The sequence below is a fragment of the Streptomyces sp. NPDC085866 genome (assembly GCF_044541035.1).
Taxonomy (GTDB): domain Bacteria; phylum Actinomycetota; class Actinomycetes; order Streptomycetales; family Streptomycetaceae; genus Streptomyces.
The window spans coordinates 99,019-121,938 of record NZ_JBITSQ010000009.1 but is presented as its reverse complement, the minus strand read 5'-3'; the positions used below and the strand labels follow the sequence as shown (position 1 = coordinate 121,938).

At 71.9% G+C, this 22,920-nt stretch carries 14 protein-coding genes and 4 pseudogenes; 7 read left to right on the top strand and 11 right to left on the bottom strand.

Features of this window, described 5'->3' with window-relative positions:
- Positions 1-57: 57 nt before the first annotated feature.
- Positions 58-6,342 (bottom strand): amino acid adenylation domain-containing protein, encoded by a 6,285-nt coding sequence (locus tag ACIF83_RS23610; protein ID WP_399729637.1) that lies wholly within the window; start codon positions 6,340-6,342, stop codon positions 58-60.
- Between the two features lie 457 nt (positions 6,343-6,799).
- Between ACIF83_RS23610 and ACIF83_RS23605 the strand changes: the two are divergent.
- Positions 6,800-6,976 (top strand): annotated as a pseudogene (locus ACIF83_RS23605) (5'/3'-nucleotidase SurE); the annotation flags it as partial.
- Between the two features lie 240 nt (positions 6,977-7,216).
- Here the strand turns inward: ACIF83_RS23605 and ACIF83_RS23600 are convergent.
- Together ACIF83_RS23600 and ACIF83_RS23595 are read right to left on the bottom strand one after the other, a co-directional pair.
- On the bottom strand, positions 7,217-8,245 hold the full coding sequence (locus ACIF83_RS23600) for a peptidase (RefSeq protein WP_399729633.1): 1,029 nt from the start codon (positions 8,243-8,245) through the stop codon (positions 7,217-7,219).
- 25 nt (positions 8,246-8,270) lie between these two features.
- Positions 8,271-8,798, bottom strand: a complete 528-nt coding sequence (locus tag ACIF83_RS23595) for a WxL domain-containing protein (RefSeq protein ID WP_399729631.1) — start codon at positions 8,796-8,798, stop codon at positions 8,271-8,273.
- An 847-nt stretch (positions 8,799-9,645) separates the two neighbouring features.
- On the opposite strand from ACIF83_RS23595, the gene ACIF83_RS23590 reads away from it, so the two are divergent.
- Both ACIF83_RS23590 and ACIF83_RS23585 read left to right on the top strand, forming a co-directional pair.
- A complete protein-coding gene (locus ACIF83_RS23590) occupies positions 9,646-10,209 on the top strand; it encodes a DinB family protein (RefSeq protein ID WP_393483143.1) in 564 nt (187 codons plus the stop codon).
- A gap of 122 nt (positions 10,210-10,331) precedes the next feature.
- Positions 10,332-10,424: pseudogene (locus ACIF83_RS23585) on the top strand.
- 443 nt (positions 10,425-10,867) lie between these two features.
- Here the strand turns inward: ACIF83_RS23585 and ACIF83_RS23580 are convergent.
- From ACIF83_RS23580 to ACIF83_RS23555, 6 genes and pseudogenes are all read right to left on the bottom strand, one after another.
- Entirely contained in the window at positions 10,868-11,713 is an 846-nt protein-coding gene (locus tag ACIF83_RS23580) for a lysozyme (protein WP_393483145.1), read from the bottom strand.
- A 157-nt stretch (positions 11,714-11,870) separates the two neighbouring features.
- The gene (locus tag ACIF83_RS23575) at positions 11,871-13,733 is read right to left on the bottom strand and encodes a M1 family aminopeptidase (RefSeq protein ID WP_399729627.1); all 1,863 of its coding nucleotides are present in this window, start codon (positions 13,731-13,733) and stop codon (positions 11,871-11,873) included.
- Positions 13,734-13,973: 240 nt separating this feature from the next.
- A complete protein-coding gene (locus tag ACIF83_RS23570) occupies positions 13,974-14,666 on the bottom strand; it encodes a YoaK family protein (protein ID WP_399729624.1) in 693 nt (230 codons plus the stop codon).
- A gap of 75 nt (positions 14,667-14,741) precedes the next feature.
- Positions 14,742-15,398: a 1,4-alpha-glucan branching protein gene (locus tag ACIF83_RS23565; RefSeq protein ID WP_399729621.1), complete on the bottom strand. Its 657-nt coding sequence runs from the start codon at positions 15,396-15,398 to the stop codon at positions 14,742-14,744.
- A gap of 27 nt (positions 15,399-15,425) precedes the next feature.
- Positions 15,426-16,058, bottom strand: a pseudogene (locus ACIF83_RS23560) (NDP-sugar synthase); the annotation flags it as partial.
- A pseudogene (locus tag ACIF83_RS23555) lies at positions 16,054-16,282 on the bottom strand (hypothetical protein); the annotation flags it as partial. The pseudogenes ACIF83_RS23555 and ACIF83_RS23560, both read right to left, overlap by 5 nt.
- A 732-nt stretch (positions 16,283-17,014) precedes the next feature.
- Between ACIF83_RS23555 and ACIF83_RS23550 the strand changes: the two are divergent.
- Positions 17,015-17,920, top strand: coding sequence for an SGNH/GDSL hydrolase family protein (locus tag ACIF83_RS23550; RefSeq protein ID WP_393483158.1), 906 nt, complete (start codon positions 17,015-17,017; stop codon positions 17,918-17,920).
- Positions 17,921-17,997: 77 nt separating this feature from the next.
- Here ACIF83_RS23550 and pgm read toward each other — a convergent pair whose 3' ends face one another.
- Positions 17,998-19,638: a phosphoglucomutase (alpha-D-glucose-1,6-bisphosphate-dependent) gene (gene pgm, locus ACIF83_RS23545; protein ID WP_393483160.1), complete on the bottom strand. Its 1,641-nt coding sequence runs from the start codon at positions 19,636-19,638 to the stop codon at positions 17,998-18,000.
- A 196-nt stretch (positions 19,639-19,834) separates the two neighbouring features.
- Between pgm and ACIF83_RS23540 the strand changes: the two genes are divergently transcribed.
- Positions 19,835-20,452: a DUF4328 domain-containing protein gene (locus tag ACIF83_RS23540; RefSeq protein ID WP_399729616.1), complete on the top strand. Its 618-nt coding sequence runs from the start codon at positions 19,835-19,837 to the stop codon at positions 20,450-20,452.
- Between the two features lie 4 nt (positions 20,453-20,456).
- Here the strand turns inward: ACIF83_RS23540 and ACIF83_RS23535 are convergent, their stop codons facing one another.
- Positions 20,457-21,299 carry a chitosanase gene (locus ACIF83_RS23535; protein ID WP_398141003.1) on the bottom strand — a complete coding sequence of 281 codons (843 nt, stop codon included), beginning with the start codon at positions 21,297-21,299 and terminating at the stop codon, positions 20,457-20,459.
- Between the two features lie 271 nt (positions 21,300-21,570).
- Between ACIF83_RS23535 and mgrA the strand changes: the two genes are divergently transcribed.
- Positions 21,571-22,614, top strand: coding sequence for an L-glyceraldehyde 3-phosphate reductase (mgrA, locus tag ACIF83_RS23530; protein ID WP_398141004.1), 1,044 nt, complete (start codon positions 21,571-21,573; stop codon positions 22,612-22,614).
- 103 nt (positions 22,615-22,717) lie between these two features.
- Positions 22,718-22,900 (top strand): hypothetical protein, encoded by a 183-nt coding sequence (locus ACIF83_RS23525; protein WP_393483171.1) that lies wholly within the window; start codon positions 22,718-22,720, stop codon positions 22,898-22,900.
- The last annotated feature ends 20 nt before the right edge of the window (positions 22,901-22,920 follow it).

Sequence of the window (22,920 nt, the reverse complement as noted above, 5' to 3'; positions counted from 1 at the left end):
CGAGGGCGGGCTCCGGCGCCCGGAAGGCGACCGCGGCGTCAGAAGTCGGCCGTGGCGTCAGAAGTCGGCCGTCAGGGAGAGATCGATCTCGTCGTCGCTCATCTGCGAGATCAGCTCCAGCAGGCGGCGCTCCACCTCGGCGGCGAGCCGCTCGACCGTGGGGTGCTCGAAGAGGTCCCGGACCTGCAGCGGGCAGTCGAAGGCGGCCCGCAGGCGGGAGGTGACGGACACCGCGCGCAGGGAGTGTCCGCCCAGGGCGAAGAAGTCGTCGTGGACGCCGACCCGCGGCAGGTCGAGCACCTCGCACCAGATCTGTGCGACGACCGTCTGCGCAGGGGTGCACGGCGCCACGAAGGCGTGCGGTGCGGGTGCCACGGGGTCGGGCAGGGCGGCGGTGTCCAGCTTGCCCTGCACGGTCAGCGGCAGACGGTCGAGCAGCACGAAGGCCGACGGGACGAGGTAGTGGGGCAGGCGGGCCCGGCTGTGGGTCTCCAGGGACTCCGCGGAGAGGCCGGTCCCGGCGGCGTATCCGACGAGGGCCGGTTCGCCGTGCAGGGTGCGGACCACGACGGCCGCGGCCCGGACGCCGGGATGACGGCGCAGCACCGCCTCGGCCTCTCCCGGCTCGACGCGGAACCCGCGGATCTTGACCTGGTCGTCGTTGCGGCCGAGGAACTCCAGCTCCCCGGAGGGCAGCCGGCGTACCACGTCACCGGTCCGGTAGAGCCGGCCACCCGGCGCGCCGAACGGGTCGGGTACGAAGCGCTCGGCCGTCGGAGCGGGCCGGTCGAGATAGCCTCGCGCCAACTCGCTTCCGCCGACCAGGAGTTCACCGGGCACGCCGTCGGGGACGAGGTCGCCGAGGGTGTCCGTCACGTAGGTGCGCCGGCCGCCCAGGGCACGTCCGATGGGCACCCGGCCGTGCGGGGCCTCGTCGACGCGGTGTGCGGTCGCGGAGATCACCGTCTCGGTGGGGCCGTAGGTGTTGGCCACGGGCACGCCGGGCAGGTGCGCGAACCAGCGCTGCAGCGGGTCGGCCGGCAGGGCCTCTCCCCCGGTCACCAGCAGCCGCAGCGAGGCGAGTCGAGGTGCCAGGGTGTCCAGGCGGGCCACCAGCTCCGCCCAGTAGGACGGCGTGAGCTCCATGACGGTCACCCGCTCGGCGGCGACGCGGTCGGCGAGTTCCTCCGGGGACCAGATCTCGTCCGGGCGCACGATCACCGTCGCTCCGATGCTCAGCGCGGGCAGAATCTGCTCCAGCGAGGCGTCGAACGAGGTCGACGCGAAGGTGAGCACCCGGTCGTCGGACGTCAGCCCGAACTCCCGCTGGGCAGCTGCCACATGGGCGCTCAGGGCGTGGTGCTCGACACCTACGGCCTTGGGGCGGCCGGTGGAGCCCGAGGTGAAGATGACGTAGGCGAGGTCGCCCGGGTCGGGGACGTGCCGGGGGCCGTCGGACGCCGGTCGCACCCGGTCGACGTCGACCGCCACGACCCCGAGCCCGGTGACCGTCCCCCGGGTTCCCGCGTCCGCGACCGCGTGCCGCACTCCCGCCTCCTGGATCATGAACCGCATACGCTCCGCCGGGAGTCGGGCGTCGAGCGGGACGTACACCCCGCCCGCCCGCCAGACGGCGAGCATCGCGGCCACCGACCACACACCCCGGCCCACGCACACGCCCACGGCAGCACCCGGCGCGACCCCGGCGGCGGCCAGTTCGGCGGCCAACCCGCCGGTCAGCGCATCCAGTCGGCCGTAGTCGACGGTCCGTCCCTCGCACCCGACCGCCGGTGCGTCCGGCCGGCCCGCCACCCGGAACGCCGGCGCCGGCCGCGCGTCCCGGCCCGCCCCGGCCACCAGCCGCTGCCGCTCCCGCGCGGTGAGCAGCGGTGCCTCGTCGACCCGGGTTCCGGGGTCGGCGAGGACGGAGCGGAGCAGCCGGCCGACGTGGTGGGCGAACCGGGTGGCCGTCTTCGGGTCGAAGAGGTCGGCGGCGTACTCGACGTTCAGCGCGAACCGGCCGGGCCGGACCAGGAAGGTGGCCGTCAGGTCGAACTTCGCCGACGACCAGGGCAGTTCGAAGCCGGTGGCGTCCGTCCCGGGCAGTCCCGCGCCGCCCGTGCTCGCGTCCTGTACGTCCACCATGACCTGGAACAGCGGGTTGCGGGACAGGTCGCGCTCCGGGCGCAGCCGCTCGACGACCCGCTCGAACGGCACCTCCTGGTGGTCGAAGGCACCCAGCACGACGTCCCGCACCCGGTCCACGAGCTCGGCGAAGGCGGGCCGCCCGGAGAGGTCGGTGCGCAGCACCACGGTGTTGACGAAGAAACCGACCAGCGGCTCCAGTTCGAGGCGGCCGCGTCCGGCGACGGGGGTGCCGACCGACACGTCGGTCTGTCCGGACCAGCGGGCGAGGACGGCCTGTGCGGCGGCCAGCAGCACCATGAATCGGGTCGCGCCGCGCTCGCGGGCGTACGCGTCCACCCGGTCGGCCAGGTCGGCGGGCAGGTCGACCTCGACGGCGCCGCCGCGGCCGGTGAACACCGACGGCCGTGGCCGGTCGGTGGGCAGCTCCAGGGCGGGCGCAGCCTCCAGGGTGCGCTCCCAGTAGGCGAGTTGGGGCTCCAGCGCGCCGCTGTCGGCGCGGTCGCGCTGCCAGACGGCGAAGTCGCCGTACTGCACCGGCAGCGGCGGCAGCTGGGCACGTTCTCCCGTCCGCCGGGCCCCGTAGTGCAGGGCGAGTTCGTCGAGGAGGACACCCTTGGACCAGCCGTCGGTGACCGCGTGATGCAGGGCCAGGACGACGACGTGGTCGTCCTCGGCCAGCTCCCACACACCGGCCCGCAGCAACGGCGGCCGGGCGAGGTCGAACCGGCGGGTGGCCAGGGCCGCGGCCCGCTGTCGTACGGCCGCCAGCCGGGCCGGCTCGTCCGGGGCCGCCGGTGCCTGTTCCCAGTGGAGCGGGACCTGTACGGGGTCGCAGACCTCCTGCACGGGGCGGCCGTCGGACTCGATCAGTGCCGTGCGCAGCACCTCGTGCCGCTCGACCAGGTCGTCCAGGGCCTGCTGCCAGGCGGCGCGGTCGAGGCCGCCGCGGACCCGCCAGCAGTACCAGAGGAGGTAGGAGTCGCCCCGGTCCGAGGTGCGGTCCAGGAACCAGAGGCGCTCCTGCGCGAAGGACAGCGGCAGCGGGCGGGTCCGGTCGACGGGGACCACCTCGGTGGTGCCGGACGCGCGGGCGGCGGCGACGCGCGGCGCGAAGCCCCGGACGGTCGGGTGCTCGAAGACCGTGCGCAGCTCGATCTCGCGGCCCAGGCGCTGGGCGATCCGGGAGACGGCCATGGTGGCGAGCAGGGAGTGGCCGCCGAGGTCGAAGAAGCTGTCGTCGATGCCGATCCGGTCCAGGCCCAGCACGTCCGCCCACACCTCGGCGACGATCCGCTCGGTCTCGTCGCGGGGCGGCGCGTAGGCGGCGTCGGCGGAGCGGGCGTGGGCGGGGTCCGGCAGGGCGGAGCGGTCGAGTTTGCCGGAGACACCGACCGGTAGGGCCTCCAGGACGACGAACTCCGAGGGCACGGCGTAGTGCGGCAGGTAGCGGGCACACCAGGCGCGCAGCTCCGCCCGGTCCACGGCGGCCCGGGCGTCCCCGGCCGGTACGACGTAGCCGACGAGGCTGCGTCCCGTGGCCCGGTCGGGGCGGGTGGCGGCCGCGGCGACCAGCGGGCAGGCACGCAACACCGTCTCGATCTCGCCGAGTTCGATCCTGAAGCCCCGGATCTTGACCTGGTCGTCACGGCGGCCGAGGAACTCCAGGTCTCCGGTGGCCTGCCAGCGCACCAGGTCGCCGGTGCGGTACCTGCGGCTGCCGGGCGGTCCGTACGGGTCGGGCACGAAGCGCTCGGCGGTGAGGGCGGGGCGGCGCAGGTAGCCGCGGGCCACTTCCGTGCCCCCGATGAGGAGTTCGCCGGACACGCCGACCGGGACCGGCTCGCCGTCGGCGTCGACGACGTACACGCGGCGGTCGCCGAGCGGGCGGCCGATGGGCACGCTGCCGGCGGGCGGGTCGGCGGCCTCGTAGGTGGTGGCGGTGACCGTGGTCTCGGTGGGCCCGTAGGCGTTGCACACGCGCACCCACGGGACGGCGGCCCGCCAGACGGCGAGGGTGTCGGCCGGGACGGCCTCGCCGCCGAGGACCAGCAGGCGCAGGGAGGCGAGCGCCGCGGCCAGACGCCGGTCGAGGGAGAGGGCCAGCTCCGCCCAGTACGTCGGGGGAACGTTGACGACGGTCAGGGCGTGCCGCTGGACGACCTCGGGGACCTGGGTGGGCAGCCAGGGTTCGTCGGGGCGCAGGACGACGGTCGCGCCGGAGGTGAGCGCGGGCAGCACCTGGTCCAGGGAGGCGTCGAAGGAGAAGGAGGCGAAGGCCAGCACCCGGTCGGCGGCGGTGATGCCGAGCCGCTCGCGGGCGGCGGTCACATGGGAGGCCAGGGCGGCGTGTTCGACACCGACCGCCTTGGGACGTCCGGTGGAGCCGGAGGTGAAGATGACGTGGGCCAGTTCGCGGGGGTCGGGGCGGTGCCGGGGCCCGTCCGCGGCCGGGGTCACGACCGTGACGTCGACGGTGGCCGGAGCCAGGGCCGCGGCAGCCTCGACGGTCGCGGAATCGGCGACCACGCACGCCAGTTGCGCCTCCTCGGCCATGAACCGCAGCCGCTCCGTGGGGAGTTCGGGGTCCAGCGGGACGTACGCTCCGCCCGCTCGCCACACTCCCTCGATCGCGGCGACCGACCACGGGCTGCGGCGCAGCAGCACACCCACCGGGCTGCCGGAGCCGACCCCGGCGGCGTTGAGCGCGGCGGCGAGCCCACCCGTCATGCCGTCCAGGTCGGCGTAGGTGACGCGGTCGTCACCGCAGATCAGGGCCGTCGCCTCGGACGGCCCGCAGAAGGCGACCGGGGTCGGCGGGCCGGCGGGCCGGTCGGGGGCGTGCCGCCACTCGGGGCGGGGCCGGGCCGGACCCGCCGTGGGCAGGCTGCGCGCCAACTCCTGTACAGGGGTGTCCGGTTCGGTCAGGACGACCCGCAGCAGGGCCACGTAGGCGTCGGCGAACGCCCGCATGGTGGCCGCGTCGAAGAGGGCGGTGGCGTATTGCAGGACGGCGGCGATGCTGCCGTCCGTGCGCAGGGTGAGGTCGAGGAACACGTCCAGCGGGGTCTCGGTCAGCGGTGGCTCGACCAGCTCCACGGCCAGGCCGGGCATACGGACCGGGCGGATCGGGCTGTTGAGCAGGGTGAACGAGGCCTGGGCCAACGGGTGCCGGGACAGGTCCCGCCCGCCGCCCAGCGCTGCGACCACGTGGTCGAACGGTGCCTCGGCGTGCGAGAGGTCCGCCAGCACCCGCCCGCGCACGCGGTCCAGCAGCGCGGCGAAGCCCGGCCGGCCGGCCAGGTCGGTGCGCAGCACGACCGTGTTGACGAGCGGGCCGATGAGACCTGAGGCACCGCGCTGGGCACGGTCGGCGAGCGTGCTGCACACGGCGACGTCGGTGCGGCCCGACCAGTGCCCGAGGAGCGCCTGGTAGACGGTGAGCAGCAGCATGTAGCGGGTGGCGCGCCGGGAGCGGGCCAGGGCGTCGACGTCGGCGACCAGGTCGGCGGGCAGGTCGAAGCGGACGACGCCGCCGGACCCGTCCCAGACCTGGGGGCGCGGCCGGTCGGTGGGCAGGTCGAGCGGGGTCAGACCGGCGAGGCGGTCGCGCCAGTGGCCGAGCAGCCGCTCCATCCGGGCCCCGGAGAGCCGCAGGGCCTGGGAGCGGGCGACGTCGGCGTACCGTACGGCGGGCTGGGCGACGGGCTCGCCGCGGTATCCGGCGGCTAGTTCGTCCAGCAAGACGCCCCAGGACCAGCCGTCCACGGCGATGTGGTGGACCTCGACCAGCAACAGGTGCTCGCCGGGCGCGACCCGGGCGAGCGTGACCCGGACCGGGTGCTGTGTGGACAGGTTCACGGGGCGGCCCAGGTACCGGGCGAAGAGGTCGTCGGGGCCGCCTGCCTCGGTCCGTTCCAGGACGATCCCGCCGGGGGCGTCCACGACCGGCACCGGCTCCCCGCCGACGGAGGTGAACCGGGTGCGCAGTACCTCGTGCCGCTCCACGATCCCGGACAGGGCCCGTTCCAGGCGCGGCACGTCGAGGCTCCCGCGCAGCCTGAGGACGAGCGGAAGCATCGACCCGGTCGAATGTCCGGCCAGCTGGTCCAGGAACCAGAGCCGACGCTGCGCGAAGGATGCCGTGAGGGTGTCGCCGTCGGTCGGTGCCCCCGCGGGGGCCGGGCCTGCTGTCACTGTGCGCCTCCAAGCCGTGTTTTCCAGCAGACTGCCGTCGCCGCACGAGGGCCCATAGGGAAGAAGACGCAGCACCGGACGCAGACCGGGTTGTCCGGCTGTCCTTCCGGCCGGGTCGCCGGAATCTCCCGGTCGCCCCCGCTCCGTGCCCCGCGCACCGGCCGGGGACGGGTTCGTTTCGGCCGATTCGCTCGGCGCGACCGACGGGCACCGCGACCGCGAGGGCGGCGCGGAGCGGAGCGAGCGGGGGTGAGGGCCTGGTGGATCAGACCGCGGCTGTGCATCTCCTCGTCGGCGCCGGCCGGGAGCAGGGAGAGCAGCCGGCCGACGAAGGCCGTGGCGCTGCCGTCGCGCCCCTGGGCGACGTAGGAGCAGGCGATCACGCGCATCGGCGCGGCCGACCCCCGGCGGCCCACGTGGCCCAGCCCGGCCACCCCCGGCAGGCGCAGCCGGCCCCATCGCGACCGCGCAGAGCCTTCGGAGTCTCCACCGTGTTCGGCACCCACGCGCCCGACCTCGTCGTCTCGGAGGGACGAACTTCGGCCCCAACGTCGGGGCCATGGCGACCCGTTCGGGCACGGTGGGCGCCGCGATGACGGCCGTCGAGGAGGGGGTGCCCGCGATCGCGGTCAGCACGGGTGGCTCGAACCGCCCGAGTCCACCCGGATCCTCAACGCCGTGCGCCCGACCGTCGACTTCGCGGTCAGGCTCATCGACCGGTTGCGCGGCCGGGCACACGGCTGACGCCTCCTGCCGGAGGGAATGGGCCTCAATATGGGCGCCTGGACTCCCGTTTGATGGACCGGCACTCGTGTCGGGGCCGCCGCGGCCGACCGCGGCAGCGCATACCGCACACCGCACACCGGGCGTCATCTCACGTGCGCTGTGCCGCTGCCTTTCGGCGGCGCAGCATCACGGTGACAGGCAGGACGGCACCAGCAAGGAGGAGCCCGGCCGCTCCTCCGTAAGTGGCCATGGCGCTGCCGGTGACGGCGTGCGCCCTGGCCGACCGGCTTTGGCCTGGGTGACGGGGGAAGGTGATGGAGGCGCGGTAGGTGTCCTCGTACAGGCCGCTCTTGAGGTGGAATGTCGCCGTCCAGGGGCCGTTGGCCACCTGGTCGGTCACCAGGACGGTCACGGTCTCTGACTGGCCGGGTGCGAGAGTGGTGCCGAGCTGTACCGGGTAAGGGCCCGCGCTGATGCTCCCTCGCACTTTGGTCAGGCTCAGGGTTCCGCTCAGGTCCAGGGCGCGGCCCCCGGTGTTGTGGACCTGAGCCCTGACGATGGCGCGGCCTGCCCGGTCGCGTTCGGCGGTCATCGTGCCGACCCTGAATCTGGTCGGTGGCGGGTTGTGACCGCCGACTGAGAGATACAGCCGGATGCCGGCGCGGTTGACCAGGGTGACGCCGGGGCCGTGGCCTCCGGATACCTGTGCCCAGACGACGCCGTATCTCTCGCCGGGGGCCGCGTCCCTGGGTACGTGGATCGTCACGGACGTGCGGGCCGTGGAGTGGGGCCGCACGATGAGCCGCCGCCTGTTCAGGGAGGTCCAGGAGGTCAGTTCATTTCTGCGTCTTCCGAGCGCTCCGACGAACGACCCGTGCCTGATACGCGCGGAGCTGGGATACATCACCACGCGCGCCGGTTCGTCGGAGGTGTTCGCCACCTCCACGCGCCGGCGGATGGTGGTGCCGGGTCGCAGGTTGTCGATGATGTACTGCCGTGCGCGCGTGTCGTTGACCAGGGCCGCGGGGACGTCGAGGAGCCGCACGGAGAAGCTGCCGTAGCCGCCTGAGCCCCCCGCCCCCGCGACACGGGGTGCCGCGATCGCGGACGGAGGGCCGCAGATGGTCCCGGCCAGCGCCAGCAGACACAGCGCTCCAGCCGGATTGTACTTGTGCACCAGAAGAATCCTCGGATCTGTTACGTCACGCCACGGAATGCGTGATGGTCGAGGTGTACGTGCCCGCAAGCGAGTTCGCGGGGACCCTGATCGAGATCGTCGGGTTCCAGGTGGCCGAGTTCGAGCCGGAGACCTGGGTGGCGACCTGCACGGGGCCCGGCGGGTACATGGGGCTCAGGTCGCTCGGGGTCACCGTGGCCGTACCGATCACGCTCGCCTGAGGGGCGTGGTACGTGCTGGAGTTCGGCGCGGAGACCGAGATGGTCGTGTTGTTGGGCCCCGTGAAGTCCACGGCCTGTGCCGTGACGGTCCACCCGGCAGTGCCGCCACGCTGGTCCGTCACAGTGACGTTACCCAGCTGGTTGGAGACCGTCTGCGGGCTGGAACTCACAATGGTCGAACCCAGGTCGACCGATCCCGACGGCACGGTGATACCCAGGCCGCCACCGGTCACTTCCAGCGTCACCGGGGTGTCTTCGGCGGAGGCCGATGTGGGGCAGGCCAGAACTGCCAGGGTTGACAGCATCACCGACAGGTGAATGCCACGACGCATTCTCTTCGTTCCTCTCTGAGTAGAGACGCAACAGCGCCTCGCTTCATGATCACTGGCATGGTGAGGGTCGGCGCCGCCACCTGGGGCTTTTCTCCGATCCGACACGGCGACAGCTAGCCGACCGGCTCAATAGGCACACCAGTGCCCCACTGCCCCGACCAGGCCGAATACTTCCTTCCGGCAAGCTGCGAACGCCCCGGACGGAGAACGCCTCCCGACAGGCGCCATGTCCGGCAGCAGGGTGGAGAGCCCCATCAGGGCGGAAGTCCGACCTGGACGGGAGCAGATGCCCAGTTGCGAGAGAGGCACCGACATCACCACGCAGGATCCGCACCCGTACTGAAGTCCGCCTGCGCCGACAACGGGGACGGCACCTGGAAGGTGACCGTGAGCGTGACGGACTCCCCCGCGCGACGGGCCTGGTCAGCGGCCTGCGCTCCTGAGCGGGCCGTACGCAGGAAGCCTGGTGGGCGACGGTGAGGATGTACGGCCGGACCGGGGTGCCGACTCCGCGGTTGCAGGAGCGGCGGATGCAGAAGAACGCCGCCGCGGTGTAGGCGAGGGCGAGTCCGAGAGGCCAGTGGACCGGCGACCCCTGCGTGATCACGGTGCAGCCGCTGCCTGTCGCGGGGCGTTCGTGAGCGCGCCGAGCAGCAGAGGGAGAACCCGGGCGCCGCGTCGGGGGGTGTGGACCTTGCGGGTCAACTCGCCCAGGCCGGTGAGGACTTCGTGTGGACTGTTCCCGGCGACGGCAGGAGACCTGTTCCGGACGGCAAGCGAAGGCGCCACCTCGAAGCGAAGACTCAAGCGATAACTCGGTGGCGAGGCCGGGCCCTCACAGACGACCATGCGACGCATGAGTGACGAACCCGCGCGGTGGACCCAGGCGACCGTCTACCCCGACATGTGGGCCGATCCCGACGACGACCCCCGCGAAGGCCCCGTTCCGGACGGCGAGTCGGCGACGCTGCTGGACTACCTGAAAAACTACCGCCTGACCCTGCGGATGAAGTGCGAGGGCCTGGACGCGGAGCAACTGGCCCGTCGGTCGGTTCCGCCGTCCACGATGTCGCTGCTCGGCCTGGTGCGGCACCTCGCCGAGGTGGAGCGGGACTGGCGCAACTGGATCACCGACGGCGACCCGCTGCCGAAGCTGTACGGCGTGCGTGACGGGGACTTCGACGGAGCCGTCGCCGAGCAGGCCGTGGTCGACGCCGCTTACGCCGATCTGGAGCGCGAGCAGGCCGAGACCGACGCCGCGCTGGCCGAGCATCCGGATCTGGGCGAGCGGGTGGGGAAGGACGGGATCTCGGTCCGGGAGCTGATGGTGCACAGGATCGAGGAGTACGCCCGGCACTGCGGCCACGCCGACCTGTTGCGCGAGTGCGTCGACGGAAGGGTGGGCCAGTGACGAGGGCCGCCTCGGAGGTGACCTGACGGCAGGCCGGTCCCGACCCGGCGTGTCAGCGTGCCGTCAGCGGTCCCTGTCACTGTTGTTCTCGTGAACGGCACGGGAGACCGGGCCGGGAGCGAGGAGAGGTGCCCGGAGTGGCTTATCGGGGACCGGCGAGTACGTCTCGAGGTCGGGCCTCACGGCCCGCGCAGGTTCGAATCCTGCCCTCTCCGCTCGGCTCGAACCAGGGCGGGACGGCCGTTGTCAGTTCTGGGAAACGGACTCCCCCGGCATCCACGACGTGCACGCCCGGCTGCTCATGCTGCTGCCCGCGCTCGGCAACGAGGATTTGCCGGACGGCGAGGACCTGCCGGACGACGCGGCCCGCACCATCGCCGAGGCTCCGGTGCGGGCGGGGGTGCCGGCGGACCACACTCCGTGGCTGATGAGGTGCCTGCTCGACCACCCGCTGTGGGACCCGGCGCGGTGGACGCCGCCCGGTCCGCCGCCGCTCAGCGGGGGCCCGGATCCGTACACGGGCATCATGGTCTGTGACGGTCCCACGAGCCCGCGTTGCGGAACACGGTCGGCGCAGGGCGTCTCCCGGGAGCACAGCGACCGCCAGGCCAGGGCACTCGGCACCTGGGGCGGCCGCCTGAGCGCTGCCGAGGGCGTGTCAGCCGTCGGCGAAGCTCTTCACCTTGTCCAGGGAGCCGTTGAACCTGTCGTGGTCCCCGACGGTCGGGCCGGAGGAGGTGTACTGCCACATCGTGTACGACGACCAGCCCGCCGGCAGCGTCCCCGCCGACGAGGCGTACCTGGCGACCCAGAGCGGGTTGGTGGCGCCGAAGCCCGCGTAGTTGCCGGTGCAGTCGCTCCACCAGCTGGTGGCGGTGTAGATGACGGCGTTGCGGCCGGTGCGGGCCTTGTAGCGGTCCAGGAAGTCGCGGATCCAGCTGACCATGCCGCTCTTGGACTTGCCGTAACAGGCGTCGCCGTACGGGTTCCACTCGATGTCGAGCGCGCCGGGCAGGGTCTTGGCGTCCTTGGACCAGCCGCCGCCCTGGTCGACGAAGTAGTCGGCCTGGGCCGCGCCGCCGGTGGTGTCCGGGGTCGCGAAGTGGTAGGCGCCGCGGATCAGGCCGGCGTCGTAGGAGCCGTCGTACTGCTGGCTGAAGTTGGTGTTCGTGTAGTACGTGCCCTCCGTGGCCTTCGTGTAGGCCCAGCGCACGCCACTGTTCCACAGGGTGTTCCAGGCGACGTCGCCCTGGTAGCTGGCGACGTCCACGCCCTCGGTCTGGGTCACCCGGGGGATCGACTCGGAGGCGTCGTCGGTGGCGGCTTCACCGTCGTGGGCGAGTACTCCCATGCCCATGTAGGCGCTGCCGCGCTCGACTGTGGACTCGGCCGCCGAGGGCACGGCCGCGGGGATCGACAGGGTCAGCAGGAGGCCGGTCAGGGCGCTGGCCACGGACCAGCGTGAGCGGCGGCGGTTTCGGGATATATGGCTCACGGGATCCATCAGACCCGCAGGCGGACCGCCCCGCACTCCGGATCCCGTCCAACTACGCCATACCGGCCGGGTATTTACGCCAAGTGAGTGGCTGGGCAGTCCTACCCGCATGGTCATGGGCGGCGCCGGGCAAGGCGCCGCCCATGACCGGCCGGTCCGGTGCGGGTCAGCCGTCGATGCGGTGCTGGGTCCAGAAGGAGGTCAGGTCGGTGCTGGTGGCGGCCTGGGCGGCCGCCTTGAACTCGGCCGTGGTCGAGACGCCGTACCAGTGCGCGGCTGCGTAGTCCTTCAGCAGCTTGGTCATGGCCGTGTCGCCGAGGACGCGCCGCAGGTCGTGCAGGGCGCACTTGCCGTAGCCGTAGACCACGGTGGAGTACCGGGACGAGTGAGCGTCCCAGTAGGCCATCGAGTTGGTGATCTTCTCCGCGCTGGAGGACCAGGAGACACTGCTCCAGCAGTTGCTGCCGGTCTTGCCGAGGGCCAGGTCGGTGGCGTAGTCGGTGAAGGCCTCGTCCAGCCACGGGCTGTTGTACTCGTCGTCGCCGACGATGCCGTACCACCACTGGTGGCCGATCTCGTGGGTGAGCGCCGTGGTGCTGACCAGGTCGAGGACGAAGCCGGGGTACTCCATTCCGCCGAACCAGTAGTTGTTGTCGATGACCGCGTCCAGCTCACCGTAGGGGTAGGCGCCGAAGCGTGCCGCGTGGGCGTCGACGGCGGTCTTGGCGGTGCTGAGCATCGACTGGGCGCTGGAGGAGCTGATCCCCGAGACGGAGTAGATGTTCACCGGGACGCCGCCGGGCGAGGTGCCGGAGATCTTGGTGAAGGGCCCGGCGCCCCAGGCGAAGTCACGGACCTTGGACGCGGTGGCGGTGGTGACCGTACGGCCGCTGGAGCCGGGGGTGTCGGTGGAGGTGCCGGTGGCCGGGACCAGCAGGGTGCTGGGGTGGTCGAGGGTCACCTTGAAGTCGGCGGCCAGGGAGTAGAAGGACTCGCCGTTGTTGGTGTACGGGTCCAGGTGCCAGCCCGCGCTGTCGCGGACCGCGAGGACGGGCAGGGCGTTGCCGATGAAGCTGAAGGCGCCGTCGTGGCCGAACCGGTCGGCGCCGCTGGGCACGGTGATGCCCAGGTCGAAGCCGATGGTGGCGGTCTGACCCTGGTTCAGCGGTGCCGGCAGGGTGACCTTCAGGGCGGTGCAGTCCACCGAGAGGGCGCCCGCGGTGCCGCCGGTGACGTTGGTGACCGTGATCGGCATCGCCGAGCAGGTGCCGTGGTAGTTGTCCCACAGCCTCAGGTACACCTCACTGAGTGCGGTGGCCGAGGCGTTGGTGAAGGACACGCTCTCGTGCCCGTTCCAGACGGTGCCGCTCGTGTCACTGCTGAGGCTGACGGTGTAGGAGGGCGCGGCGGGGGTGCGGGTCGAGTCCGCCGGGGGCGGGGTGGTGTCGCCGGAGGTGGCGAGGGCTACGTCGTCCAGGACGAAGCTCGTCTGGAGGCTGGAGTCCTCGGTTCCGGTGAACGACACGTTCACGGTCTGACCCGCGAACGACGACACGTCGAACGACTTCTGCACGTAGCCGGTGTTGTCGTCGAGGTTCGAGTAGGTCGCCAGCGTGGTGCTGCCGATCTTGGCCGTCAGCTTGTCGTACGCGACGGACGAGGTCGTCTCGTCGGTGTCGATGTGCAGCCAGAAGGTGAGGGTGGCGGTGCTGCAGCCGCTCGGGATGGTGACGCTCTGGGAGAGCGTGTCGGTGTGGGTGCTGCCCACACCGTTCAGCCAGGCGAAGGAGGAGCCGCCGTGGGCGCTCTCGCCGGTGCGGCTGGTGATCACGCTGGACGAGGACGGGCTCCAGGGCGAGGTACCGCTCTCGAAGCCGCCGTTGATGACCGTCTGCGCCGGAGTGCAGGCGGCGGCCACCGGTTGCCCGGCGGGCTGGGCGACGGCGGGGGTGACGGGGAGGGAGAGGGCGACCAGCGCGGCGACGGTGAACGCACCGGCGCCGAGGGCCTTGTGGGGGGTCGATCTCACACGCTACTCCTTTGCGGCGGCCGGGATTCCGGCCTGCTCGATGGCCGCCCGGCCGGCTGGGGTGCGCCGGGGCGGCCGCGGGGTTGGGGTTGCGCGATCGCTGTACGGGGTGGTGCGCCGCGCCCTCATGGGGTCAGGACGAGGACTGCCGAAAGAGTGACAGATTTGACCAGGGCATGCCAGAAGGCCACAGAAAGTGGGTGGCGGTGCTCCTGATGCCGTGCGGTGGTGCGGTGGGGCTCAGGACCGCGACGCCGGAAGGGCCACGTATCCCCCGATGCCCACGAACACGCCCGCCGCGGCGAGCAGCAGGGCCACGGTCATGCTCACCCGCAGCAGCAGGGCTCCGGCGACCGCGCCCACCAGGACCGCCAGCAGGCCGCCGACGCGGTAGCGCTGGGCGCTGTCCCCGGTCCCGCCGCCCAGGGACGACCACCTGATCAGAGTGACGAGGGTGCCGGTGATGAGCGTGGTGTTCAGGACCGCTCCGAGGCGCCACATCGTCGCACTGCGCAGCCCCATGGCCAGCGCGATCAGCGCGGTCACCGCGTAGTGACGCGGTTCCGGGTGCCGGCCGACGGGGCGCAGGCCGATAGCTGTCAGCGCCGCGGCCACGAGCAGGGTGGCCGCGAGGGCGGCCGAGGTGAGCAGCCAGCGGCGCCGCCGCTCGGACGTGGCGGCGCCCAGACGGCTGCCGGCCACCGCGCCGACGCCGAACGCCGTGAGCGCGGTACCGGATCCGATCGGCGAGAGTCCTTGCGCGCCGGCGAGGGAGAAGCCGAGGAAGAGGATGTTGCCGGTCATGAAGGCGGTGAAGACCTGCCCGAGGCCCAGGTAGGCCACCGCGTCGACGATTCCCGTGGCGGCCGTCACTACGAGGAGCGCCTTCGGGAGCGGATCGGGGCGACCGGGTCGTCCGGGTCGTCCGGGCATGGGCTCACCTTCCTCCGCCCCACTACACCCCGGCCGTCGGCCCCCGGCATGTCGATCTCCCCGGGGGCGGTGGGATCAGCGGCCGTCCAGGACCATGAACACCGCCCGCAGCCGGGTGCCGTCCGCTCCCGGCCAGCCGCTCGCGACATGGCCGAGCGCTCCCTGCGCGGGCAGCGGCGGGTTCTCCGGGACCGGCTGCAGGACGCGGTTCAGGTGGAGGGTCGTGCCGTGCGGTGCGGGGAGGTGGGTGCCCTGCTCGTCGTCGGTGGGCCGGGGGGTGAAGTCCCGCAAGGAGAACGGCTCGCCCTCGTAGGAGCGGGTCACCTCACGGTCGGGGCTGTCGCTGATGCTCTGGGCCATCGCCTGCGCCCTGCCCTCGATCAGCGAGAGCAACTCGGTGACCAGCACCGGGTCGTGGCAGCCGTCGTAGACCCAGCGCTTGCCCAGCACGCCGTGCTCCATCGTGCCGACGAGCGCGTGCTCCGCCCCCTCCGGCGGCGCGCCACGGTAGGTGAGCGGGACCAGGTAGGCGGTCGGCTCGGGGGTGGAGGTGTCGGTGGCCACCATGATCTCGATCCCGACCTCGCCCTCCGGGTCGTCCAGCCGGAAGCCGCCGGACTTCGTCAGCACCGGGGCGTCCGGACCGCCGCGGTACCAGGGCCGGGTGGGCAGCCAGTTGGTGAGGAGTTCGACCTTGGTCGGCTTGAGGGTGGTGTGGTGGATGACGGCCATGCCGGGGGGCTCTCCTCCGTCGGGCTGTTACGGACCCTCGAAGCTTTCCACACCGGCTGAGCTGGTCACTCCTGCTCCCTTGAGCAGCAGCGACTTGCGGGTGGTGAACTCGGCGTTCGCACGGTCGTAGTCGTCCGGGCGGCCGATGTCCAGCCAGTGCCCGTCGAACTCGTAGGCGTGCGGCGGGTTCCGGGCCGCCAGGAGGTCGAGGACGAGTTCGTCGAAGCCGAGCGGCAGGCCGGGCGGGTAGCCGTCGAGGGTCGAACGGCTCAGGCCGTACATGCCCATGGAGACGCGGCAGTCCATGCTGGGCTTCTCCGTGAAGGCGACGACCTTGTTCGCGTCGGTGGTCAGCACACCGAAGTCGATGTGCACCTTGCGGGCGTACGTCGCGATGGTCAGCGGCGCCCCGCAGGCCTCGTGCCGGCGCAGGACGTCGGCGTGGTCGAGGTCGGTGAGGACGTCACCGTTCATGACCAGGAAGGTCTCGGGCAGCCGGTCGCGCAGGGTGAGCAGCGGGCCCATGGTGCCGAGGGGGCTCTCCTCGGTGGCGTAGTCGACGGCCATGTCCCACTGGGAGCCGTCGCCGACGCAGGCGGGGATGATCTCCCCGAGGTGGCCGATCGCGATGGTGCAGCGGGTGAAGCCGGCGGCCGACAGTGGGCCGGTCGGACCGGGTGAGGTCGACCTCGGTGGACGGCGTTCCCGCCGCGTCGAGTTCGGCGGCGATGGCGTCGGTGGCCGGACCGCCGTCGCCGACCATCAGAACTCTCGGATCGATACGAGGCGCCGCACTGTCGGCCTGGGCCGCGCCGGCCGGCGGGCCGAGCGCGGCGATGAGCGCGCCCACCGTCAGCGCGGTGGTGGCGTAAGGTCCGCTTCATGCGGTGAAGTCCCCTCCCCGGGCAGGGGTGAACGCGGCTCCGTGGAGCGGACGCACCCCCTTGCGTGACGCCGGCGCCCCCTCAGAGACCGGTCGTCGACGCTTCCGTCGCGTCACATGGTGATGTCTCTGTGTAGCTTTTGTGGTCGTGTCACGAAACCTGACGGAAAACGCAGGCACCCAACGGCTCGTCAGGGAACCCGATGGGCCGTTTTCCCGTTGGCCCGGCGTGCTGGACGGCGGCGGGCCGACGGCTCGGTGCGCCGACCCAGGCCCCGGACGACCACCGGCGGGCCGCTGGGGCCCGCCGGGCGAAGTGCCAGTGGTCAAGACCAGATGGAGACCCGACCCGAGGGTCCGGTTCAGGCCACTCGCACCCTCCGTCCGGTTCGCCCGTCAGGCGCAGAACGCGCGCGTCTCGGGCGTGTGGACGGGTCCGGAGCGGATGTTGCTGCTGTCGCTGAACTCGGCGCAGTAGTACGAGGAGAAGCCGATGTTGCCAGGTACGAGTCCGCCCCGAGCGCACGGAATGTGGGCCGCCGTTTGTGTATTGGGGCGACTCTTTGCCGAACACCGCTTTCCGGCCGCCGCACCCATCCCCCTTCCCGGCGCGAATGTTGCTTCCCGCTTCTGGTCCGTGAGACCTACCGGACGGTATACAGACCCAGTTGAACGCGCGGACCGCTCTTCACTGCGGGGCCGTGCGATGTCACGGCCTCAGGGGGAGGAATCCATGGCGAACGACACACATGCGACGGGCGGGGCGAGAGGCCGGCGGCGAACCGCCGCGCTGGGGGCGGCGCTGGGGGGCTGCGCCCTCGTCGCCGCGTCGACGGTGCCCGCGGCGGCACACGGCCGCGATCTCACCTACGTCTCCCTCGGGGACTCCTACACCTCGGGCCCGGCCATCCCGCACCAGACGGACGCCAACTGCGCCCGCTCCGACCACAACTATCCCTCGCTCGTGGCGGCGCAGCGCGAGGCGACCGTGTTCAAGGACGTGAGCTGCGCCGGGGCCACGACGAACGAGATGTGGAAGCCGCAGGGCACCAACGCCCCCCAGCTCGACGCGCTGGGACGGGACACCGACCTGGTGACGGTGCAGATCGGCGGCAACGATGTCGGTTTCGGCTCGATCATCGGCACCTGTGCCCGCCTCGGCGCCCAGGACCCGACGGGCAACCCCTGCGAGCGCTCCTACAAGGCCGAGGGGTACGACCAGTTGGCGCTCACCGTCCTGGAGACCGCGCCGAAGATCGACCGGGTGCTGCGGGCCGTGCACGCCCGCGCCCCGCACGCGCGGGTGGTCCTCGTCGGCTATCCGGACCTGCTGCCGGACGACGGCAGCGGCTGCTTCCCCTCGGTGCCATTCGCGCAGGGGGACTTCCCCTATCTGCGGGACACCGAGAAGCGGCTGAACCTGATGCTGCGCCTGGTCGCCGCGTGGAACCGGGCCGAGTACGTCGACACCTACGGCCCCACGGTCGGCCACGACATGTGCAAGGCGCCCGCGGACCGCTGGATCGAGCCGCTGCAGCCGGCCTCGCCCGCGGCCCCCGCACACCCCAACGCCAAGGGCGAGGCCGCCATGGCACAGGCCGTGCTGGACCGGCTGGAGCGGGGTCGCGGACGCGGCTGAGCAGACCGTAACGGCCTCCGCGCACCGGTCGCATCGGGCGTGGAGGCCGTCGTACCGTCGTCGTACGGCCCTGGGGCTCAGCCGCCGAGCGCGGCCAGGACCACGCCCTTGGCCTCCTCCTGCACCCGGGCGAGGTGGTCGGAGCCGAGGAACGACTCGGCGTAGACCTTGTAGACGTCCTCGGTGCCCGAAGGGCGGGCCGCGAACCAGGCGTTGGCGGTGGTGACCTTGATCCCGCCGATGGCGGCGCCGTTGCCCGGTGCCTCGGTGAGGACGCCGGTGACCGCCTCTCCGGCGAGGGTGTCGGCGGTGACCTGGGCCGGGGACAGCTTCGCCAGCAGCGCCTTCTGCTCGCGGGTGGCGGGGGCGTCGATGCGGGCGTAGGCGGGTTCGCCGAAGCGGGCGGTCAGGTCGGCGTAGTGCTCGGACGGTGTCCTGTCCGTGACCGCCGTGATCTCGGAGGCGAGCAGGGCGAGGAGGATGCCGTCCTTGTCGGTGGTCCACACCGAGCCGTCGCGGCGCAGGAAGGACGCGCCGGCCGACTCCTCGCCGCCGAACCCGATGGTGCCGCCGGCCAGTCCGTCCACGAACCACTTGAACCCGACGGGCACCTCGACCAGTTGACGGTTCAGGTCGGCGGCGACGCGGTCGATCATCGTGGAGGAGACGAGCGTCTTGCCGACGCCCGCGTCGGCGGGCCACTGCTCGCGGTGCCGGTAGAGATAGGAGATGGCGACCGCGAGGTAGTGGTTGGGGTTCATCAGACCCGCGTCGGGGGTGACGATGCCGTGCCGGTCGGCGTCGGCGTCGTTGCCGGTGGCGATGCGGAAGCGGTCGCGCTGCTCGATGAGCGAGGCCATCGCGTAGGGCGAGGAGCAGTCCATGCGGATCTGACCGTCCCAGTCCAGCGTCATGAACCGCCAGGTGGGGTCGGTGTGCGGGTTGACCACGGTCAGGTCGATGCCGTGCTCCTCGGCGATCCGGCCCCAGTAGGCGACGGAGGCTCCACCGAGCGGGTCGGCGCCGATGCGCACGTCGGCCGCGCGGATCGCGTCGAGGTCGAGGACGTTCGGCAGGTCGCCGACGTAGGTGCCCAGGAAGTCGTACCTCTGGGTCGTGTCCGCTGCGAGCGCACGGGCGTAGGGCAGCCGCTGTACGTCCTTCAGGCCGCCGGCGATGATCTGGTTGGCCCGGTCCTGGATCCAGGAGGTCGCCTCGGAGGCCGCCGGGCCGCCACTGGGCGGGTTGTACTTGAAGCCGCCGTCGGCGGGCGGGTTGTGCGACGGGGTGACGACCACGCCGTCGGCGTGGCCGGAGGTGCGGCCCCGGTTGTGGGTGAGGATCGCGTGCGAGACCGCGGGCGTGGGGGTGTAGCCGTCCGCGCTGTCGATGAGCACGGTCACGCCGTTGGCCGCGAACACCTCCAGGGCGGTGACTTTCGCGGGCTCGGACAGGGCGTGCGTGTCGGCGCCGAGGAACAGGGGGCCGTCCACTCCCTGGGCGGCGCGGTACTCGCAGATGGCCTGGCTGGTGGCGGCGATGTGGTCCTCGTTGAAGGCGGTCGCCAGGGACGAACCCCGGTGCCCCGAGGTGCCGAACGCGACCCGCTGCCCCGGGTCGGCCGGGTCGGGGTGCAGCGCGTAGTACGCCGTGACCAGCCGGGCCACGTCGACAAGGTCCTCGGGACCGGCCGGCCGGCCGGCTCGCTCGTGCGGCATGAGTCCGCTCCTCCGCATCGGTGTGATCGATCGCTCGGGGCCCATCTTTCCTCGTCAGGGGCCCTGCGTGCGAGTACGCCACCGACACGGGGAGCGGCCCCGGGCCGGCTGGCCTATGATCCGGTCCTCCGATCTTCCGACTCGACCGCCGCCGCGCACGCACCCGCGCGCCGCCTCCGACAGGCAGGTGTCCCCCGTGTCCGCACCCACCGTCAAAGCCCCATGGCCGCTTGCCCGTTGCGCCCAGGCCGCCGTGGCCGCGGCTGTCGCGGCGGACGTCCACCGGGCGGTGACCGCGCGGGCGCACCTCCTTCATCCGCGGGACACGCCCCTGAGCGAGTCGGGGCGGGCCTCGATGGTCTACGTGTACCTGATGACGGCCGCGGTCGTGCTGTTCCTGGTGTGGTTCGCCCGTTGCCGGCGCAACGCCGAACTCCTCTCCCCCGGGACCGTCCGCGGTTCCGCCGTCTGGGCCGTGCTCGCCTGGCTGATCCCGGTGGTGAACCTCTGGGTTCCGCGCGGGCTGCTCCTCGACGTGCAGCGCGCGCGCGGCCCCGGTACACCCGGGAGGCGGGACCGGGTCCTGGTGAACGCCTGGTGGGCGACCTGGGTCGGGCACGCGCTGGTCGTCCCTGTGGGCACCCGGCTGGGCCAGGGGACTTCGCTCGTCCTGCTCCTCGTGGCCGAGGCCCTCCACCTGGCCGCGGGTGCCCTGGCGATCGCCGTGATCCAGCGCATCACGGCACGGCAGGCCACAGCGCTCACCGCGACGCTCCCCGTCCCGGGCGCCGTGGACCTGCCGCGTCTCTCCTAGACCGTCAGCCGATGTGGTAGCTGTCTCCGTACACCTTCCAGTCCAGCGGGGTGTTCAGGTCGAGGTTGCCCTTGCGCAGGAAGACCCGCTGTTCGGTGTCGACCCTGCTGGTGTCGCTGTGCGCCTCCTCCTGCTTCATGGCCCACACCCGGGCGTCGAGGAAGGCGTTGAGGTACGTCGTCTCGTTGCCGCCCTGCGCCGGCGGCTTGGCGCTGCGCAGGGCCCGCTTGCGGATGTTGCGGAAGCTGGTGGGGTCGTCACCGTCGCCGTGCATGACGAGGGCGTCGTAGTAGGTGAACTGGCCGAGGGCGCGCAGCCCGTCCGTCTTGCCCTGGGCGACCGCGGGGTTGAAGTAGACACGGTCGCGTTCGTCGTTCTGCGCCTGCTGGAACGCGGAGTCCTGTGCGGCCTTGCGCCAGTCCTTGGGGTAGTTGGGGTCGAGGCCGTCGTGCGAGTCGCTGCCGTTGACCCGGCGCAGGGCCGGCAGGTACTTGGCCAGGACGTTGCCGGGCTTGCGGTCGGTGTAGAGCTGGACGAGGTCGAGCATGTCGCCGGTGCCGGAGCAGAAGCCGATGATGCCGGCGGTGTAGCCACGGCCGTCGCCGATGTCCTCGATGTACTTGTACTGGGCCTTCCAGTCGAGCGAGGAGTTCTCCGCGCTGGAGACCAGCTGCATGGCTATCTCCTTCTTCGCCGGGTCGTCGAGGCCGGGCGCGGCCGCCGCAGGTGCCGCCGCGACGCGTTCGACGCCGAGCAGGGCACCGGAGGCGACGGCGCCGAGGACGGCGACGACGGCCCGGCGGGAGAGACGGGCGGAGACTGCCGATTCGTGCTCTGTGTGCTCCACTAGGACTCCAAGTAGGGGTGGGGGGTGGGAAGTTGGTCCGTACCGGCACTGGTAGGAAAGTTTCCTATCAAACACTGCGGGGACCGGTAACCCGTCTCGGGAGAAGTTCGTAGGATCGAACAGCACAGCCGCACCGCGTCAGATTCAGAAACCGGACCACTCAATGCCATGCGGCGCAGCGGTTGGACTTACGAATCATGAAGGCGCAGGGTGGACGAGCCCCCTCGCACACGAAGGGCACCCCCCTACGGCACCACCCGGAGACGACCCGATGAACCACGTCGCGGACCCCGACCGCTACAACGGCACCATGCGCTACCGCCGCACCGGCCGCTCGGGACTGGACCTCCCGCTCCTGTCCCTGGGCTACTGGCACAACTTCGGCGACGACCGCCCCTTCGAGACCCAGCGCGAGATCGCCCTGCGCGCCTTCGACCTGGGGATCACCCACCACGACCTGGCCAACAACTACGGTCCGCCGTACGGGGCGGCCGAGATCAACTTCGGCCGGCTGCTGAAGCAGGACCTCGCGCCGTACCGGGACGAGCTGGTGGTCTCCACCAAGGCGGGCTGGGACATGTGGCCCGGCCCCTACGGGCAGGGCGGCGGCTCCCGCAAGTACGTGCTGGCCTCACTGGACCAGTCCCTGCGCCGCATGGGCCTGGACTACGTGGACATCTTCTACTCCCACCGGCTGGACGCGAGCACGCCGCTCGAGGAGACGATGGGCGCGCTCGACACGGCCGTCCGCCAGGGCAAGGCCCTGTACGTCGGCATCTCCTCCTACGACGCCGAGCGCAGCCGGCAGGCGGTCGCGATCCTGCGCGAGCTGGGCACCCCGCTGCTGATCCACCAGCCGTCGTACAGCATGGTCAACCGCTGGATCGAGACCGACGGCCTGCTGGACGCGGCCGAGGAGGAGGGCTTCGGCGTCATCGGGTTCACGGCGCTCGCCCAGGGCCTGCTGACCGGCCGCTACCTCGACGGCGTACCCGAGGGCTCGCGAGCCGCGGCCGGCACGTCGTTCGACCCGGCATGGCTGACCGAGGACATGCGGCAGCGGCTGCGCTCGCTGAACGACATCGCCGCCCGGCGCGGGCAGACCCTGGCCCAGATGGCACTGGCCTGGGCGCTGCGGGACGAGCGGGTCACCTCGCTGGTCATCGGCGCCTCCCGCGTCGAGCAGCTGGAGCAGAACGTGGCCGCGCTGGAGAACCTCGACTTCAGCGCCGAGGAACTGGCCGAGATCGACAAGCACGCCACCGACGGCGGTGTGGACCTGTGGCGGGACGCGCGGCTGGGAAATCTGGGCTGAAAAGTGGCACGCAGTGACACCTGTCACTGACGTAAGGGAAAAAATAGGACATACTGGAAGTAATCCGGCCGCGACCCCGCGATTTCAAGGAGCCGCTTCCCGCATGGCGTACGGAGCCCACCGCAGCCCCTTCCCGTCCCCCCACCCCGACCTGCACCTCGCCCGCGACTGCACGCAGTGCCTCGGATGGGGAACCGTCGTCACCCGCGACGGGGATCACGAACTGTGCCGCACCTGCCAGCCCGACCAGGGCGACGGCGAGAAGGGCCTCCGCTCCGCCTCGTAACCTGCCCACCTCCTGCCCCA

What these genes read in the sequence shown, in the direction of transcription:
- ACIF83_RS23550 (WP_393483158.1), top strand. Translation starts at nt 17,015, where the DNA reads ATGGCGAACGACACACATGCGACGGGCGGGGCGAGAGGCCGGCGGCGA.
- ACIF83_RS23570 (WP_399729624.1), bottom strand. Translation starts at nt 14,666, where the DNA reads ATGCCCGGACGACCCGGACGACCCGGTCGCCCCGATCCGCTCCCGAAG.
- ACIF83_RS23590 (WP_393483143.1), top strand. Translation starts at nt 9,646, where the DNA reads ATGCGACGCATGAGTGACGAACCCGCGCGGTGGACCCAGGCGACCGTC.
- ACIF83_RS23580 (WP_393483145.1), bottom strand. Translation starts at nt 11,713, where the DNA reads ATGGATCCCGTGAGCCATATATCCCGAAACCGCCGCCGCTCACGCTGG.
- ACIF83_RS23595 (WP_399729631.1), bottom strand. Translation starts at nt 8,798, where the DNA reads ATGCGTCGTGGCATTCACCTGTCGGTGATGCTGTCAACCCTGGCAGTT.
- pgm (WP_393483160.1), bottom strand. Translation starts at nt 19,638, where the DNA reads ATGCCGCACGAGCGAGCCGGCCGGCCGGCCGGTCCCGAGGACCTTGTC.
- ACIF83_RS23565 (WP_399729621.1), bottom strand. Translation starts at nt 15,398, where the DNA reads ATGGCCGTCATCCACCACACCACCCTCAAGCCGACCAAGGTCGAACTC.
- mgrA (WP_398141004.1), top strand. Translation starts at nt 21,571, where the DNA reads ATGAACCACGTCGCGGACCCCGACCGCTACAACGGCACCATGCGCTAC.
- ACIF83_RS23525 (WP_393483171.1), top strand. Translation starts at nt 22,718, where the DNA reads ATGGCGTACGGAGCCCACCGCAGCCCCTTCCCGTCCCCCCACCCCGAC.